Source organism: Acinetobacter sp. S4400-12 (assembly GCF_024129495.1).
GTDB classification, from domain to species: Bacteria; Pseudomonadota; Gammaproteobacteria; order Pseudomonadales; family Moraxellaceae; genus Acinetobacter; species Acinetobacter lwoffii_C.
In genome coordinates this window covers 1-17,370 of sequence record NZ_JAMXYB010000044.1, presented here as the reverse complement: position 1 = coordinate 17,370, position 17,370 = coordinate 1, and the positions used below count along the sequence as shown (strand labels likewise).

At 46.1% G+C, this 17,370-nt stretch carries 14 protein-coding genes; 6 read left to right on the top strand and 8 right to left on the bottom strand.

The window, feature by feature from the left end:
- Window positions 1–148: 148 nt before the first annotated feature.
- From NI461_RS12895 to rplU, 8 genes are all read right to left on the bottom strand, one after another.
- On the bottom strand, window positions 149–538 hold the full coding sequence (locus NI461_RS12895; protein ID WP_227548213.1) for a hypothetical protein: 390 nt from the start codon (window positions 536–538) through the stop codon (window positions 149–151).
- 165 nt (window positions 539–703) lie between these two features.
- Window positions 704–1,180 (bottom strand): tRNA (cytidine(34)-2'-O)-methyltransferase, encoded by a 477-nt coding sequence (locus NI461_RS12890; protein WP_151204061.1) that lies wholly within the window; start codon window positions 1,178–1,180, stop codon window positions 704–706.
- A gap of 180 nt (window positions 1,181–1,360) precedes the next feature.
- The gene (gene cysG, locus NI461_RS12885; protein WP_253157518.1) at window positions 1,361–2,749 is read right to left on the bottom strand and encodes a siroheme synthase CysG; all 1,389 of its coding nucleotides are present in this window, start codon (window positions 2,747–2,749) and stop codon (window positions 1,361–1,363) included.
- Between the two features lie 68 nt (window positions 2,750–2,817).
- On the bottom strand, window positions 2,818–4,089 hold the full coding sequence (gene serS, locus NI461_RS12880) for a serine--tRNA ligase (RefSeq protein ID WP_253157515.1): 1,272 nt from the start codon (window positions 4,087–4,089) through the stop codon (window positions 2,818–2,820).
- 100 nt (window positions 4,090–4,189) lie between these two features.
- The gene (locus NI461_RS12875; RefSeq protein ID WP_253157512.1) at window positions 4,190–4,930 is read right to left on the bottom strand and encodes a DUF3298 domain-containing protein; all 741 of its coding nucleotides are present in this window, start codon (window positions 4,928–4,930) and stop codon (window positions 4,190–4,192) included.
- A gap of 144 nt (window positions 4,931–5,074) precedes the next feature.
- A complete protein-coding gene (gene lolA / locus NI461_RS12870; protein ID WP_151205819.1) occupies window positions 5,075–5,770 on the bottom strand; it encodes an outer membrane lipoprotein chaperone LolA in 696 nt (231 codons plus the stop codon).
- Between the two features lie 682 nt (window positions 5,771–6,452).
- On the bottom strand, window positions 6,453–6,707 hold the full coding sequence (gene rpmA / locus NI461_RS12865) for a 50S ribosomal protein L27 (protein ID WP_004814861.1): 255 nt from the start codon (window positions 6,705–6,707) through the stop codon (window positions 6,453–6,455).
- A gap of 19 nt (window positions 6,708–6,726) precedes the next feature.
- On the bottom strand, window positions 6,727–7,038 hold the full coding sequence (rplU, locus tag NI461_RS12860; protein ID WP_151205530.1) for a 50S ribosomal protein L21: 312 nt from the start codon (window positions 7,036–7,038) through the stop codon (window positions 6,727–6,729).
- Window positions 7,039–7,477: 439 nt separating this feature from the next.
- On the opposite strand from rplU, the gene sdsA reads away from it, so the two are divergent.
- The 6 genes from sdsA (at window position 7,478) to adeK (ending at window position 17,225) form a co-directional block, all read left to right on the top strand.
- The gene (gene sdsA, locus NI461_RS12855) at window positions 7,478–8,455 is read left to right on the top strand and encodes an All-trans-nonaprenyl-diphosphate synthase (RefSeq protein WP_253157510.1); all 978 of its coding nucleotides are present in this window, start codon (window positions 7,478–7,480) and stop codon (window positions 8,453–8,455) included.
- Window positions 8,456–8,470: 15 nt separating this feature from the next.
- Window positions 8,471–10,513, top strand: coding sequence for a site-specific recombinase (locus tag NI461_RS12850; protein WP_253157507.1), 2,043 nt, complete (start codon window positions 8,471–8,473; stop codon window positions 10,511–10,513).
- A gap of 159 nt (window positions 10,514–10,672) precedes the next feature.
- Entirely contained in the window at window positions 10,673–11,275 is a 603-nt protein-coding gene (locus NI461_RS12845) for a phosphatase PAP2 family protein (protein WP_253157505.1), read from the top strand.
- A 37-nt stretch (window positions 11,276–11,312) separates the two neighbouring features.
- A complete protein-coding gene (locus NI461_RS12840) occupies window positions 11,313–12,569 on the top strand; it encodes an efflux RND transporter periplasmic adaptor subunit (RefSeq protein ID WP_174660175.1) in 1,257 nt (418 codons plus the stop codon).
- Between the two features lie 13 nt (window positions 12,570–12,582).
- A complete protein-coding gene (locus tag NI461_RS12835; RefSeq protein WP_174660176.1) occupies window positions 12,583–15,759 on the top strand; it encodes an efflux RND transporter permease subunit in 3,177 nt (1,058 codons plus the stop codon).
- Window positions 15,759–17,225: a multidrug efflux RND transporter AdeIJK outer membrane channel subunit AdeK gene (gene adeK, locus NI461_RS12830; RefSeq protein ID WP_151205814.1), complete on the top strand. Its 1,467-nt coding sequence runs from the start codon at window positions 15,759–15,761 to the stop codon at window positions 17,223–17,225. The genes NI461_RS12835 and adeK overlap by 1 nt, the downstream gene beginning before the upstream one ends.
- The last annotated feature ends 145 nt before the right edge of the window (window positions 17,226–17,370 follow it).

Below are 17,370 nucleotides of genomic sequence, written 5' to 3'. Positions count from 1 at the left end.
TAGTCACGTTGTGTACGTTTAACTCGTTGTTCTCGTTTATGTTCCATAAAATAAGTCTCTTAAGGTGTAAACTTATTTCAGGACGGGACATGTTTAACTTTAAAAAAGGCGCTTGATGCGCCTTTTTTAGGCTTGGATTTTGCTGTGCTTAGTGTAAACGGCAATCAAAGCCCATCTTGGTATTGACCCGATTATTCTGATAACCCAGTTTTTCAATAAACCCGTCACGATTCGACAAGAGTTTCTGGTCTTCGGGGCGTAAACGGGCTTTATTTTCAACCATGAGCTGATACATTTCATTGACCACTTGTTGGAAAATATCACAGACTTCCTGACGTTTGGACTGCTTCAGTTTACGTCCATGCCAGGTCCATTCAAAATCATCACGCTGAAGTGATTGCCCCCACTGCTCAATGCGAAGATTTAAACGCTGCTGCATCTCTGTCAGACTCTGCTGCACTTCTGCCTGAGTGATAGGCTGAATCTTTTCTGTCGCTGCTACTGTTTCCTCTTCAGCATGAAGCGGTAAAGCGGTCATTCCCAAATATAGGCCGAGGGACAGTGTTAAGATCGGCTTCAGACACATATCCTTGTTATTTCCGTTGCTTTTATTCAGCTCATCATAACAAATGAAGCCAAGAGGAGGATGAGTACCAAGGAAATAAAAAAGCTGCACTTAGGCAGCTTGTCATGCATCCAAAGATTAAAGGGCTTTAAAACCCTGCTGACGCCAGGCTTCATAGACAATCACGGCAGTGGCATTCGACAGGTTCAAACTACGGGAATTTTCAGCCATCGGCAGACGAATCCAGTGCTTTTGTGGGAACATCAAACGTACCTGTTCAGGCAGGCCTCGGGTTTCAGGCCCCATGAGTAGCGCCACCGGGCGGTTTAAATCTGAGGTATGCGGCGTTTCAAAACCTTTGGTGGTCAGCGGATAAACCGCATCAATTCCGACACCCTTGCTGGCCAGATCAGCCAGACAATCTTCGATATTGTCCCAGATCTGTAGATTGGCATATTCATGATAATCTAAACCAGCCCGTTTCAGTTTTTTATCATCCAGCTCAAATCCTAGCGGTTTGATCAAATGTAATTGTGCGCCTGTATTGGCACACAGGCGAATGATATTCCCTGTATTTGCAGGAATTTCTGGTTCATAGAGAACGACATGGATCACTTTTATTCACTCAATATTTTAAATATAGACACAGGGTTTAGCTGATATATCGGATCTAAACATTGTTCCTGCATCGTTTTTTACAGATATAACAGATCAAGGGCATTAAGTATCGCTCATCTTATACAAGACTTGCGACCTGCGCTGAAGCAATCAATTAACGCTCTGACAGAGCTACAATCACGCCTCAGCGCGCTCCTGCCATTGCAACTTTTCACGCAAGCGGACCACCTCACCAATAATGGTCAAAGTCGGGGCCTGAATTTGATGCTCGGATACTTGAGCTGCAATATTTTGCAGGGTTCCCACTACAACCTTCTGCTCGGGCGTGGTGCCTTTAGACACCAAAGCCACAGGCATATCGGGACGCTGACCATGTGCAATTAACTTTTTGCAAATAGTTTCCAGTCCAATCAGACCCATATACAACACCAGTGTCTGATTTTCATAAACCAGCTCAGACCAAGGCAGTTCAGGTGAACCTTCTTTTAAATGTCCGGTCAGAAAACGTACACTTTGTGCATAGTCACGATGAGTCAGTGGAATTCCGGCATAGGCTGAACAGCCCGATGCGGCTGTAATCCCCGGAACCACCTGAAATGGAATACCTGCAGCAAAGAGCTCTTCAATCTCTTCACCCCCTCGCCCGAAAATAAAAGGATCTCCCCCTTTTAACCGGCAGACCCGCTTGCCTTCACTGGCATATTTCACCAGCAAGGCATTGATTCCTTCCTGTGGAACGGCATGATTGGAACGTGCCTTACCAACATAGACTTTTTCTGCATCACGGCGGCACAGCTCCATAATCGGTGCCGATACCAGACGGTCATAGATGACGACATCCGCTTGTTGCATCAAGCGCAAAGCCTTGAGGGTCAAAAGCTCTGGATCACCTGGTCCCGCTCCGACCAAATAGACTTCACCTTTCGGTTGCTGCCATTCATTTAAGGTTTGCTCAATCAAGCGATCCGCTTGGACCAGATTGTCATTAAATACATGTTCTTTCAGCGGACTGGCGTACAGGTCTTCCCAGAAAATCCGGCGTTTATCCGGATTGCTAATTTTGGCTTTCACCGCAGCGCGCCATTTTCCAGAAAATTCAGCCAGTTTTCCCATGCCGTGCGGAATAACAGCTTCTAACTGGGTACGGATCTGGCGAGACAGCACAGGCGATGTGCCATTAGTCGCCACAGAAATCACCAAAGGAGAACGGTCAACAATCGCCGGCACCATAAAACGGCAATGCGGCGGATCATCAACACTGTTGACCAATACATTTTCAGCTTCACAGGCTATAAATACCTGCTGATTAGTATCGGCTTCATCGGTCGCCGCAATCACCAAACGGTATTGGCGCAGCGGCAGGTCGGCACTAAAACGTGCCTGTACATACTGCCCAGCAGACTGCTGCACAATCTCCAGCAAAGCCGTTTCAATTTCAGGAGCAATCACATCAATGATTGCCCCGGCTTTCTGCAGCAATAATGCTTTCCGGTAGGCAATATGCCCACCACCGACAATCAGACAAGGTTGCTGCTGCAACTTTAACGAGATTGGAAAAATATCCACGGATTACCTCAAAACTTTAAATCTGACTGTCTATACCTTGATGCTGCACAAAATGCTGTGTACCGACCTTAGTCGATATAGCTTATCCCACCCATATATGGGCGCAATACTTCCGGAATCTCGATTGAACCATCAGCACGCTGATAGTTTTCCATAACTGCCAGCAAGGTACGACCCACAGCCAGACCTGAACCATTCAAGGTATGCACAAATTCAGTTTTCTTCTGGTCAGCACGGTAACGCGCTTTCATACGGCGTGCCTGGAAATCTCCCATATTTGAACATGATGAAATTTCACGGTAAGTATTTTGGCTTGGCACCCAGACCTCCAGGTCATAGGTCTTGGTTGCACCGAACCCCATATCGCCCCCACACAAGATGATTTTACGGTATGGCAGACCTAAGGCTTGCAAAATACCTTCTGCATGACCGGTTAGCTCTTCCAAAGCCTGCATAGAGGTTTCAGGTTTTACGATCTGCACCATTTCCACTTTGTCGAACTGGTGCTGACGGATCAGACCACGGGTATCACGGCCATAAGAACCTGCCTCACTACGGAAACATGGCGTATGCGCTGCATATTTCAGGGGCAGACGTTCTGCATCAATGATTTCATCACGTACAAAGTTGGTCACTGGCACTTCAGCGGTCGGAATCAGATAAAATTCTTTTTCACCTTGCAGCTTAAATAAGTCTTCTTCAAATTTTGGCAACTGGCCTGTACCACGCAGGGAATCCGCATTGACCAGATATGGAACATAGGCTTCGGTATAACCATTTTGCAGGGTATGCGTATCCAGCATAAACTGGGTCAGCGCACGTTGCAGACGCGCCAATGGCCCTTTTAATACGCTAAAACGTGAACCGGTTAATTTGGTTGCTGTTTCAAATTCCAGACCACCCATCATCTCACCAAGGTCAGTATGGTCTTTGATTTCAAAGTCGAAGGCGCGTGGTGTACCCCAAGTCAGGACTTCTACATTGTCATTTTCATCCTTACCTTCAGGCACGGATTCATCCGGCAGGTTTGGAATAGACAGGGACTTTTCTTCGAGTTCAGCTTGCAGCTCAGCCAGCGCAATTTCAGCCGCTTTGATTTCATCACCAATCGCCGCCATACGGGTCATGATCTCAGAAGCGTCACCGCCTGCTTTTTTGATCTGACCCACTTGCTTGGCACCCGCATTACGCTCAGCTTGCAAGGATTCAGTTTTGGACTGAATCTCTTTACGGCGGGCTTCCAGTGCAGCCCACTCTTCTACATTCAGTTGCACGCCACGTTTTGCCAAGGCTAGATTTACAGCCTCAATATTATTTCTGAGTAATTTCGGGTCGATCATAACCAATCTTTGGATAAGAAAAAAACTGACTATAGTGTAAGCTTTTAACGTTAAAAAATACAGTGATCAAGCCAATAGCTGGGGGTTATTAGAACAATATTTAAGGGCGCTCTTTGGGTACAACCGGCAAATATCGTGGCTGAAGAATACCGTTTAACTGTGAATAAGGCACTTTTAATTCCAGCACTCCCTGGGCGCCCAGACTCAACTCATTCTGCGGATAAACCAGCACCAGTCCCTGCCGATCCAGATAATAATTATCGCTCAGCCTAAGCTGTGACTGTTTAACTTTTCCTTTCTTTAATTTGTTTGGATATTGCTGATCTACAACATTCATGAGTTCTGCCTCTCGCGTAGCCAGCATGATTTCATGTAAAGCCAGACGCTTTTTATGCTCCAGATCTAGATTGATATATTCCTGATGCTGAATACGCCGACCAGAAGCTTTGGCCAGATGGCTGCTTTCCAGCACAAAGGTAGCAATCGGCCCCTGCTGCCCCACATAACTGACCCGAATCCTGCGCTGGTCTATAAGTCTGGATTGAGCCTGAGCAGATACCAGCGGACTAAAGGCAACCGGTTCAGTACGTTTGATCCGCTCGATAAAATATTGGTCAATCCACGGGATATGGGTATCTACGGTAGATAGATCAAAGCGGACACAGCCTTCTTTGTCACAGACTATCGGAGCAGCCTCCTGAACAGGCACTGTTTTGGCCTCAATTTTTATCTCGTCTTTTTGTGTCTTATTTTGAGATCCAGGCTGGCAACCGTATAAACCCAGCATGAAGACACTGCTGATTGACAGCCAGCGTAGGATATAAAATGGATATTGCTTCATCCCCGGCTCCTTATCCTTCAGTGCTTGTCACCTATTTCAAGCCAAATTCTTCTATCTCTCTAAAATATGGCTGCTTTCAAATTGCCCTGTACATATCAAAAAAGCAACCCGTAGGTTGCTTTTAACTGTATTTATTCATCCAGCTTATTGATCAATAATGTCCGTTCCCTTTGGCGGGGTAAAGTTAAAGGTGGAAGCCGGAATACTGCTATTCACTTTTACATTATTAAAGCGAATATGGGTCGTCTGTCCTAAAGAGTCCTGTAAAATCATCAGAGTAGGTGCTTTATTCGCGCCAAAACTGATGGTCAGACTTTCAAAGACACCATCGGTATTTTTGGGATACAGCGTGTAATAAGTCTTGCCTTTGTTCGGCTGGGTCACACGATAAGACTGCATGATCTGACTGGTATTACCGGACAATAATAATGCAGGCGTGTTTGCTACCTGTTCATCCAGACTCTGACGTACTGCTTGTTGCAGGTCGGGGTCATAAATCCAGACGGTTTTACCCGTGGTTGCAATGGTCTGTTTCGATGGGCTTGACGTTTCCCAATAGAATTTACCCGGACGTTCTACCTTCATTACCCCTTTAAAGGTCTGATTCATATGCTGCGCGGTCAGCCCTTTATTCTGGGTGGTTTTAGGAGCGGTCAGCTTGGTGGTCTGCTCAAAGTTTGCAGTCAGACTACGAATATGGTTCAGCTGTTTGATCAGGCTGGTAGTGGCCTGTTGCTCCGAAGCCGCTACTGGCGCAGCAAACACGGTTGTACTCATGACCGGCCCTAAAGTGACTGCACCCAAGGCCATCGCACATACGGTTTTACGAAGCATTTGCATAATTTCACCTTTATATTTGCGTCAGCGCAATTTATTCAATGCCTCATCTTAAACGAAAATAAAAAGCTAAAATGATAGAAAATAAGAATTTTTGTATGGTTATTAATTCGAAATTGATTTTTTTGTTCATCATGATGAAGAAAAATTAACAATCACAAAGAAGCTCCTGCTCATTTCGGAGCTTATTAAAATTCTCGTTAGTTTATGGGTCTAGCCACTATTTCCTTTATCATCCCCAGAAAAGCTCGTGCCAAAATAACCCGATTAGTCGTAGTGGCCAGTTTATAGACATATTAATGGTTTTCAGTTAGATCACTCCAACCGATGACACTTCCCTGTTCACCTCCCCCCATTCCAACACTGATACTCAGCCCAGCATATTGAAACCGACCTCTGTAGGCTGTGTATTACCTTTGAAGCAAGCCTTGATCAAAGTTTTTTCAAAATTTTATTCATATCCCTATTCTATTTTTATACTTTTTGCTTTTAATTACCCACCTTAAAACAGCTAATTCAAATCACGTTTAATTCTATATTTAAAACTTTTTTATTATGAATAGTTTCAAATTACGGATCATTTTTCTTGTAAACTGGTAATTATTGAATGTTTGTTCAGCTGTGTTTAATAGTTCAGTTAATATAAAAAACCCGCAAAATTTGCGGGTTTTATTTCTATTAAAGCTTAAGCTTCAACAGATACGTAGCGACGACCGAATTGGCCTTTCACTTCGAATTTTACTACGCCATCAGCAGTAGCAAATAAAGTATGGTCACGGCCCATACCTACGTTTACACCAGCATGGAATTCAGTACCACGTTGACGAACGATGATGTTACCTGCAGTTACAGTTTGACCACCGTAAACTTTAACACCTAACATCTTAGGATTCGAATCACGACCGTTCTTAGTCGAACCACCGGCTTTTTTAGTTGCCATGTCTATTTACTCCTAGTAATTAGCCTGAGATACCAGTAATTTTCAACTCGGTGAACCATTGACGGTGCCCTTGTTGCTTACGGTAGTGCTTACGACGACGCATTTTAACAATACGGATTTTGTCGTGACGACCATGGCTAACCACTTCTGCAGTTACTTTAGCGCCAGCTACAACTGGAGCACCGATTTGAATGCTCTCACCGTTTACAAGCATAAGTACGTCGTCAAACGTAATCGTTGCACCAGTTTCAGCTTTCAATAATTCAACTTTAAGGGTTTCGCCCTCAACTACACGGTGCTGTTTACCACCGCTTTGGATTACTGCGTACATAATGTACTCCAAATATGCCCGTGTCGTCGTGCCGATAAAGGAATATACCGATCTTAAAACGAACGCCACTGGGGGTTGCACAAGGGCAAGGATTTTAAGGGATATTTAAGCAAACAACAAGCCATTTCAGGCAAATAGTGCGATGTAAACTCACTGAAAATTTTAACAATTTAATTATGCTCATAAAATCAATTACTCATCTACGAGCTAATAAAAAATGATAGCGAAAAACAGTCAATTTTAAGTAATATAGCCAACCTATAAAATTCAAAGACATGCAAAGTCAGGCAAAATTTTTTAGGCGAAAATGCCTGACCCATTCAAAGAAGTACGATAAAAGCTGATTTGTAGTGGAGTTTATGCATTTCTTATGTTTCACTCATGTTATAAATTGTTAAACTACGCGCTGCGATTTACCGAATTAGAGGTTTTCTTTGAAATGACCATCGACTTTAAGCAAGATATTCTCGCTCCTGTGGCTAACGACTTTGCTGCGATGGACACATTTATTAATGAAGGGATTACTTCAAAAGTTGCTTTGGTTATGGCAGTTAGCAAACATGTGGTGGAAGCTGGCGGTAAACGCATGCGCCCGATCATGTGCCTTTTGGCAGCTAAAGCCTGTGGTGCAGAAAACCTGGAACAACACCGCAAACTGGCTGCGATCATTGAAATGCTGCATACCGCCACGCTGGTTCATGATGATGTCGTAGATGAATCTGGCCTGCGCCGTGGCCGCCCGACCGCCAATGCCACCTGGGATAACCAGACCGCGGTTCTGGTTGGAGACTTCCTGATTTCACGCGCCTTTGACCTGCTGGTTGATCTGGACAATATGGTCCTGCTCAAGGATTTCTCGACTGGTACCTGTGAAATCGCAGAAGGTGAAGTCCTGCAACTACAGTCTCAGCATCAGCCAGATACCACAGAAAAAACCTATTTAGATATTATTCACGGCAAGACTTCCCGCCTGTTTGAACTGGCGACCGAAGGTGCAGCTATTCTGTCGGGTCAGTCTGCATTTCGTGAACCTTTGCGGAAATTTGCCGGCCATTTTGGCAATGCCTTCCAAATTATTGACGATATTCTGGATTACACTTCCGATGCTGAAACCTTAGGCAAAAACATTGGCGATGATCTGATGGAGGGCAAACCGACCCTACCACTGATTGCAGCCATGCAGAACACCACTGGCGAAGATCATGAAGTTATTCGCCGTAGTATTGCCACTGGTGGTACCGAACATTTGGCACAGGTGATCAGCATCGTCAACAGTTCAGGAGCACTGGATTATTGCCGCCAGCGTGCGACTGAAGAAACAGAAATTGCAATTTTAGCCTTGAACGCCTTGCCTGACTCAGAGTATCGTCAGGCCCTGATCAATCTGGCCAAACTGGCGCTAAACCGTATTCAATAATGACCTTTCCTGCCTATGCATATTAATTTTGTTGATCTTTTTCAAAGTATGCAGTACCAGCTTGAGCAACCTCAGGTGGTACTGGATGAAAACCTGCTAATCCAGCTTGTAGAGCGTATAAGGCCAGAGGACAGCAGAGATACCGAAGAGATCGAAGCAAAGTTTAATATCTTTATTCGCGCCCTGTTACTGACTCCCAATGCAGTATCGACCTTACAGACCTTTACCCTAAGAATTATTAACCGTTACAAGCAGACCAGCCTGTTTTCCGATACTGGCATCCTGTCGCTGGACGGTTTCTGGAACCAGCTGAACCAGCGGATTGGAGCGCATATACTGCCGATCATTCCAGATCATCGAAATCTGCAAGAACTGTTCCGCAAGATCTTTTATTTGCGTACTGATCAATACTGGCTGGATTATTTTGATGAATCCGACTGGCAGCGACTGTTTTCGGTCATGAATCAGGGACATTCCAATCAGCAGGAAAAAACCCGTATTAAAGATGAAATCATCAAAGCCCTGACTATTCTATCTTACCGGATCAGTGGTATTGGCTTGCATCCAGAATTCATTAATGCCCAACCTGAACTCATGGAATATGAATCACCTTTTCTGGTACAGAACCGTGAGATCAACGAATTTATCCAGGAATATAAAAAACGCTATAACACGGTCAAGCTGGTGGATTCGATTACCCCCCCGGATGCCTCACAAGCGCTGGTGATGCTGGAACAATGTCATGATGTAGTCGCCAAGATTCGCCGTTCTACTAAACGGATTGGAGTCAGTGTCAGCCTGACCTATATGCTGGCCTTACTTGAGCAGTGTCTGGAACGCGTTGAAATTTTGCTCAACATGGTCATGGATGAAGATGACCTGCGTTATCAGTCTATTGGGCTTTTTATTGCAGATATTACCGAAGCCATTTATAGCGAGCGCAGTGTCCGTGCATTGCTGGCAACCAATAGTGAATTACTGGCCTTACAAGTCACTGAAAATGCCAGCAAAACCGGCGAGCATTATGTCAGTACGGACAAGCGAGGCTTTCTGGGCATGTATAAGTCAGCGGCTGGTGCGGGTGCCATCATTGCCATCATGGCAACGCTCAAAATATTGATGGCCCGGGTCAGTATGGCACCGCTGATGCAAGCGTTTAGCTATAGCATGAACTACTCTTTAGGTTTTATGCTGATCCATGTGCTGCATTTTACCGTGGCGACCAAACAGCCTGCGATGACCGCAGCCGCCCTAGCCACCACCGTCCAGCAGCGCAAAGGCGCGAAAATGGCCCGAATCGCCGAGCTGGCCGCCCTGATCGTGAATATTATCCGCACCCAGTTTGTGGCAATTTTGGGAAATATCTCGATCGCCATTCCAGTGGCCGCCCTGATTACTCTGATGTGGGAAGTGGCCTTGCATGAACCGCTGCTGACCCATGCCAAAGCAACCACTACTTTACATAGTCTGAACCCTTTTACTTCTCTGGCGATTCCTCATGCTGCCATTGCCGGGGTTTGCCTGTTCCTGTCAGGGCTGTTGGCCGGTTACTTTGACAATATGGCCGTCTACCGCAAAGTCGGTCCACGTCTCAAAGCGCATGTGCGTTTGTCTCAGCTGATGGGCCACGAGCGTCTGCAACGCTTTGCTGACTATATAGAGCGCAATCTTGGCGCACTAGCGGGTAACTTTCTGTTCGGGATCATGCTGGGCAGTATGGGGACCATCGGTTTCATCCTCGGTTTACCTTTAGACATCCGTCATATTGCCTTTGCCGCAGCAAACTTTATTCAGGGTCTGCTCAGTATTAATGGACCGGATATTGGACTGATCATCGTTTCTTTTCTGGGGGTTTTGCTGATTGGCCTGACGAACCTGTTTGTCAGCTTTACCCTGACGATTATTGTGGCTTTACGTGCCCGTCGGGTTCGTTTTGAACAGTGGAAACCTCTCGCAAAATTAGTGATGACTCACTTCCTGACCCGGCCAAGCGATTTCTTCTGGCCACCTAAGCAAGAGATTGAAATTGACGAAAATCATACATCGACTAAAACTTAAAACTGCGACAATTATCCAAGCTTTATAGAGAGAATTCCTTAATAAATAAAAGGAATTCGCATAAAATACGCACACTTGAAAAAAAGTGTACTGACAAGTACACTTTGGTTCAGACAATCAACCGGTCTTTTATCGGTGAGAGGGACAAGGATTTCCGGCATGCCTTACTTGTTACTTTTTGTCGGCATTTTGCTTTTAATTTTCAGTGTCTTATTCTTGAATATTGCAGCTTTGAGCCGGCTTGACCTGCTCAGTATGCAATGGCTGAGTGAGTATCGCACCCAGATTTTAAATCAGATTGCACAGTCCTTATCAGTGATAGGTGGCATGCCATTTGTATTATTTTTATCCACACTATGGTGTATTTCTTTACTGTGGTATAAAAAATATGCAAGCGTAATTTTTATATGTATCGGAGTTATCGGAGGAATACTTCTAGCCTGGCTACTGAAATTCGTGATTGCCCGACCACGCCCCCCAGCATCCTTTCATCTGGTGGAAAGCTTTGGAAGCTCTTTTCCAAGTGCCCATAGTCTATATGCGGCCTGTCTGAGCTGTCTGGCAATTTACATATATCGGCAACATTCCCGACATACCATTATCATAATGATTGCCGTAGGGTGGCTGCTGATTATGGGTATTTCAAGAGTTTACCTAGGTGTACATTTTCCTTCAGATGTCATATCCGGCTGGAGTATAAGTTTTATTTGGATTTCGTTGTGGTATATGGTGTGGATCAGATATTGCACGATTCTAAAATAAAAAAATATTTAGATAAAAATCTAATTGAGGTGGAATAATGATGTCTGCAAAGCTTTGGGCTCCCGCCCTGACTGCTTGCGCATTAGCAACAAGTCTTGCACTTGTTGGTTGTAGCAAAGATCCGAGTGAAGGCCAGCAAGCTGGTGCTCAACAACAAATGCCACCGGCTGAAGTCGGCGTGCTGGTTGCACAGCCCCAAAGCGTCGAGCAATCTGTAGAGCTCTCAGGTCGTACAACAGCATTTGAGATTTCAGAAGTGCGTCCACAAACCAGTGGCGTAATCCTTAAACGCCTATTCACTGAAGGTAGCTACGTTCGTGAAGGTCAGGCCCTGTATGAAATCGACTCCAGTACCAACCGTACTGCGGTAGATAATGCACGTGCTGCGATTGCCCGCGCTGAAGCAAATCTAGGTGTACTGCGCGTTAAAGAGAGCCGCTATCGTCAGCTGGTCGGCACTAATGCTATTTCCAAACAGGAATATGATGATATTGCAGCCCAGGTCAAACTCGCTGAAGCAGATTTGAACGCCAACCGTGCGACCTTGCGTAATGCTGAAATCAATTTAGGCTATTCAACTGTACGCGCACCAATTTCGGGCCAGACCAACCGTTCATCCGTGACGGCAGGTGCCTTGGTCACTGCCAGTCAGGCCGAACCTCTGGTCACGATCCAGCGTCTGGATCCCATCTACGTAGACATCAACCAGTCCAGTGCAGAACTGCTGCGTTTACGCCAGCAGCTGAGTCAAGGTAGCCTCAACAGCTCGAATAATACGAAAGTCAAGTTAAAACTTGAAGATGGCAGTATCTATCCGGTTGAAGGCCGTCTGGCATTCTCGGATGCCAGCGTGAATCCTGACACAGGCACTGTCACGCTACGTGCAGTATTTCCGAACAAGAATCACTTGCTCCTTCCTGGTATGTTTGCTACAGCGCAAATTGTACAAGGTGAAGTACCGAATGCTTTCTTGATTCCACAAGCCGCATTGACCCGTACCCCAACTGGCCAAGCCATGGCGATGCTGGTTGGTGCCGATAACAAGGTGGTTGCTCGTCCGGTAGAAACAGCAGGGATTCAAGGCCAAAACTGGATTGTAACCAGTGGTTTGAACACTGGCGATAAAGTCATTGTAGATGGTATTGCCAAAGTTAAGCCTGAACAACAGGTTGTGGTAAAACCGTATCAGCCAAAAGCTGCTGCTCCACAAGGCACTCAGGCCCCTACAGCTGAGGCGAAAAAGGCAGAAGATGGAAAAGAACCAGCTGAACAAAAACCTGCTGCAAATGCATAAGGAGTACTAGTTCATGGCTCAATTCTTTATTCATCGCCCCATTTTTGCCTGGGTGATTTCTTTGGTCATTATGTTAGCCGGTATTCTTACCCTAACCAATATGCCTATTGCCCAGTATCCGACCATTGCTCCCCCCACCGTAACAATTGCTGCAACCTATCCAGGTGCATCTGCAGAAACTGTTGAAAATACAGTGACCCAGATCATTGAACAGCAAATGAATGGTCTGGATGGCCTGCGCTATATTTCTTCAAACAGTGCGGGTAATGGCCAGTCCTCAATTACATTGAACTTTGAACAAGGTATCGATGCAGACATCGCACAGGTTCAGGTACAAAACAAATTACAATCAGCCACTGCGCTTTTACCTGAAGACGTACAGCGTCAAGGGGTCAAAGTAACCAAGTCTGGCGCAAGCTTCCTGCAAGTTATTGCCTTCTATTCACCAGACAGCAGCATGTCAGCCGATGATATTAAAGACTATGTCAACTCGAACATCGCTGAACCGTTAAGCCGCGTTGCAGGTGTGGGTGAAGTACAGGTATTTGGTGGTTCATATGCCATGCGTATCTGGATGGATCCATCGAAAATGGCAAGCTTGCAAGTCACGCCAAGTGATATCGCAGCAGCACTTAGAACACAAAACTCCCAGGTCGCAGTGGGTCAGCTCGGTGGTGCTCCTTCTATTGAAGGTCAAGTGCTGAACGCCACAGTAAATGCACAGAGTCTGTTACAGACACCGGAAGAGTTTAAAAACATCTTTCTGAAAAATGCGCCTAACGGTGCACAAGTCCGCCTGGGTGATGTGGCTCGGGTAGAATTAGGTGCAGACAACTATCAGTTCTTGTCTAAATTTAATGGTAAACCAGCAGGTGGTGTGGCCATTAAGCTGGCAACCGGTGCAAATGCGCTGGATACCGCCACTGCTGTTGAAGACCTGTTGACTGACCTGCGTAAAAACTACCCGGCAGGCATGGAAGACAAGCTTGCGTTTGATACTACGCCATTTATTGAGCTTTCAATTAAGAGTGTGGTGAAAACCTTAATTGAGGCGATCATTCTCGTCTTCCTGGTAATGTTCCTGTTCTTACAGAACTGGCGTGCAACGATTATTCCAACCATGGCTGTGCCTGTCGTGGTCTTGGGTACATTTGCAGTTATTAATGTCTTTGGTTTCTCAATTAACACCTTGACCATGTTTGCCATGGTTCTGGCCATTGGTCTATTGGTGGATGACGCGATTGTCGTGGTGGAAAACGTGGAACGGGTCATGGTCGAAGAGCACCTCGATCCAGTCACGGCGACAGAAAAATCCATGCAGCAGATTTCTGGTGCCTTGGTCGGTATTACTTCGGTATTGACTGCGGTATTCGTACCGATGGCCTTTATGAGTGGTACGACGGGGGTGATTTATCGCCAGTTCTCGCTCACGCTGGTGACCGCGATGATTTTATCGCTGGTGGTGGCCTTAACCTTTACCCCTGCACTTTGTGCAACCATGTTAAAACAACACGATCCGAACAAGCCGGAAAGCAATAATATTTTCGCGCGTTTCTTCCGTTGGTTTAACAAAAGTTTTGACAGCCTCTCGGTGAAATACCAGCGCGGTGTTGACCGCATGACACATGCGAAACTTTTCTCAGGCGTATTTTACGGTGCCGTGATTGCTGTTTTAGCTTATCTGTTCGTTCAACTCCCTTCTTCATTCTTGCCAGATGAAGACCAAGGGGTGGTGATGACCTTGGTGCAATTACCACCAAATGCGACCCTTGAGCGTACTGAAAACACCATCAATACGATGACCCAGTATTTCCTTGAGCAAGAAAAAGACAATGTTGATTCTGTATTCAGTGTAGCTGGGTTCTCATTTACCGGGGTGGGCCAAAACGCTGGTCTGGCCTTCATTCAGTTAAAAGACTGGAAAGACCGTACCACAGCCGAATCACAGGTGGGTGCAATCATCAAACGTGGTATGGCTTTAAACATGATTGTAAAAGATGCCTCTTACATCATGCCTTTACAGCTTCCTGCGATGCCTGAATTAGGCGTAAGTGCGGGCTTCGACTTACAGTTAAAAGCGGCTGCTGGTCAAAGTCACGATCAACTGCTGGCGGCGCGTAATACCATTTTAGGTCTGGCTGCACAAGATCCACGCTTAATGGGCGTACGTCCAAATGGCCAAGAGGATAACCCTCAATACACCATTACTGTGGATCAGGCGCAAGCCGGTGCCATGGGTGTCAGCATTGCTGAGATCAATAGCACCATGGGTATGGCCTGGGGCGGCTCATATATTAATGACTTCATTGACCGCGGTCGTGTCAAGAAAGTCTATGTTCAGGGTGAGGCCAACTCACGCATGATGCCGGAAGACCTGAACAAATGGTATGTGCGCAATAACAAAGGTGAAATGGTGCCATTCTCGGCATTCGCAACAGGTGAATGGACGTATGGTTCGCCACGTCTAGAGCGCTATAATGGCGTATCTGCGATGAATATTCAGGGTACACCTGCACCGGGTGTCAGCTCGGGTGATGCCATGCTGGCCATGGAAGAAATTATTGCCAAGCTTCCTGAAAAGGGCTTACAAGGTTTCGACTATGAATGGTCTGGTTTATCTTTAGAAGAACGTGATGCAGGTTCACAAACCCCATTCCTGCTGGCTCTGTCTTTACTGATTGTATTCCTTTGTCTGGCAGCGTTATATGAAAGCTGGTCGATTCCATTCTCGGTGCTTCTGGTGGTCCCGCTGGGTATCGTTGGTGCGGTTGGAATGACCTTCTTGGGAATGATTATTTTCAAAGATCCGAACCTTTCAAATAACATTTACTTCCAGGTTGCACTGATTGCCGTCATTGGTCTGTCTGCAAAAAATGCGATCTTGATTGTAGAGTTTGCCAAAGAATTGCAGGAACAAGGTGAAGAGCTGTTTGAAGCCACGCTGCATGCTGCAAAAATGCGTTTACGTCCAATTATTATGACCACACTGGCCTTCGGTTTTGGTGTACTGCCATTAGCACTTTCTACAGGTGCCGGTGCTGGTAGCCAGCACTCGGTCGGTTATGGTGTTCTGGGCGGTGTGATCAGCTCAACCCTTTTAGGGATCTTCTTTATTCCTGTATTCTACGTGTGGATTCGAAGCATCTTTAAATACAAACCAAAACAACAAAATCAGGAGTACAAGTCGTAATGCAAAATCTATGGTCTATTACAGGTCGTAGCATTGCGGTATCTGCCCTTGCGCTTGCTTTGACCGCGTGTCAAAGCATGCGTGGCCCAGAGCCGGTTGCACAGGCAAATATCCCAAGTAGCTATACCAATGCGTCTGGTACTTCTGTGGCAGAACAGGGTTATAAGGATTTTTTTGCAGATCAGCGCCTGTTACAGGTACTTGATCTGGCACTGGCCAATAACCGTGATCTGCGTACGGCAACCTTGAACATCCAGCGCGCCCAGCAGCAATACCAGATTACTGAAAATAACCAGCTACCGACCATTGGTGCCAGTGGCAGCGTGCTGCGTCAGGACACCCTGAATAACAGTGCACAAGGTCGCGGTCCGAGTACCACTTATAATGTCGGTCTGGGTGTGACTGCGTATGAACTGGATTTCTGGGGCCGTGTGCGCAGCCTGCGTGACAATGCACTGGATACTTTCCTTGCAACCCAAAGTGCACGTGATGCCACACAAATTGCCCTGATTGGTCAGGTGGCACAGGCCTGGCTCAGCTATTCCTTTGCCAATGCTAATCTGGCACTGGCTGAACAGACTCTGAAAGCCCAGCTAGAATCGTTTAACCTGAACAAGAAACGTTTTGATGTTGGCATCGACAGCGAACTACCAGTACGTCAGGCACAGATTTCGGTTGAAACAGCACGTAATGATGTGGCCAATTACCGTACTCAGGTGGCACAGGCTACAAACCTGTTAAACCTGCTGGTCGGTCAGCCTGTACCGGCGAACCTGTTACCGGCTAAACACATCACACGTATCACTTCTAATACGGCTATCGGTGCAGGCCTGCCAAGTGATCTGCTAATTAACCGTCCAGATGTGCGCTCGGCAGAATACCGTCTGTCTGCGGCAGGTGCCAATATTGGCGCAGCACGTGCACGTTTGTTCCCTACCATCAGTCTGACCGGCTCAGCAGGTTATGCATCGGCTGATCTGGGTGATCTGTTCAAGTCTGGCAGTTTTGTCTGGGCGATTGGTCCAAGCTTGGATATTCCAATCTTTGACTGGGGCACACGTCAGGCAAACATCAAGATTTCTGAAACGGATCAGCAGATTGCACTGGCTGATTACGAAAAGTCGATCCAGACTGCCTTCCGTGAAGTGAACGATGCACTTGCTGTACGTCAGAATATTGGTGACCGAATTGCGGCTCAACGCCGTCTGGTTGAAGCCACCAATACCACTTACCGCTTGTCTGAAGCCCGTTTTCGTGCCGGAATTGACAACTATCTGACTGTACTGGATGCACAGCGTGCCTCTTATGCAGCAGAGCAAGGCCTATTGCTGCTTGAACAAGCCAACCTGAACAATCAGGTAGAGCTGTACAAGAGTTTAGGTGGCGGCCTTAAAGCCAATACCGCTGATGCCACATTACAGCAGCCATCAACTGCTGAACGTAAAGCGGCAAACAGTGATCAGTAAATTTTAAAGTTATAATAAAAAAGCCTGCGCAATGCAGGCTTTTTTATTGCTTTTTATGTCCCGTCCTGAAATAAGTTTACACCTTAAGAGACTTATTTTATGGAACATAAACGAGAACAACGAGTTAAACGTACACAACGTGACT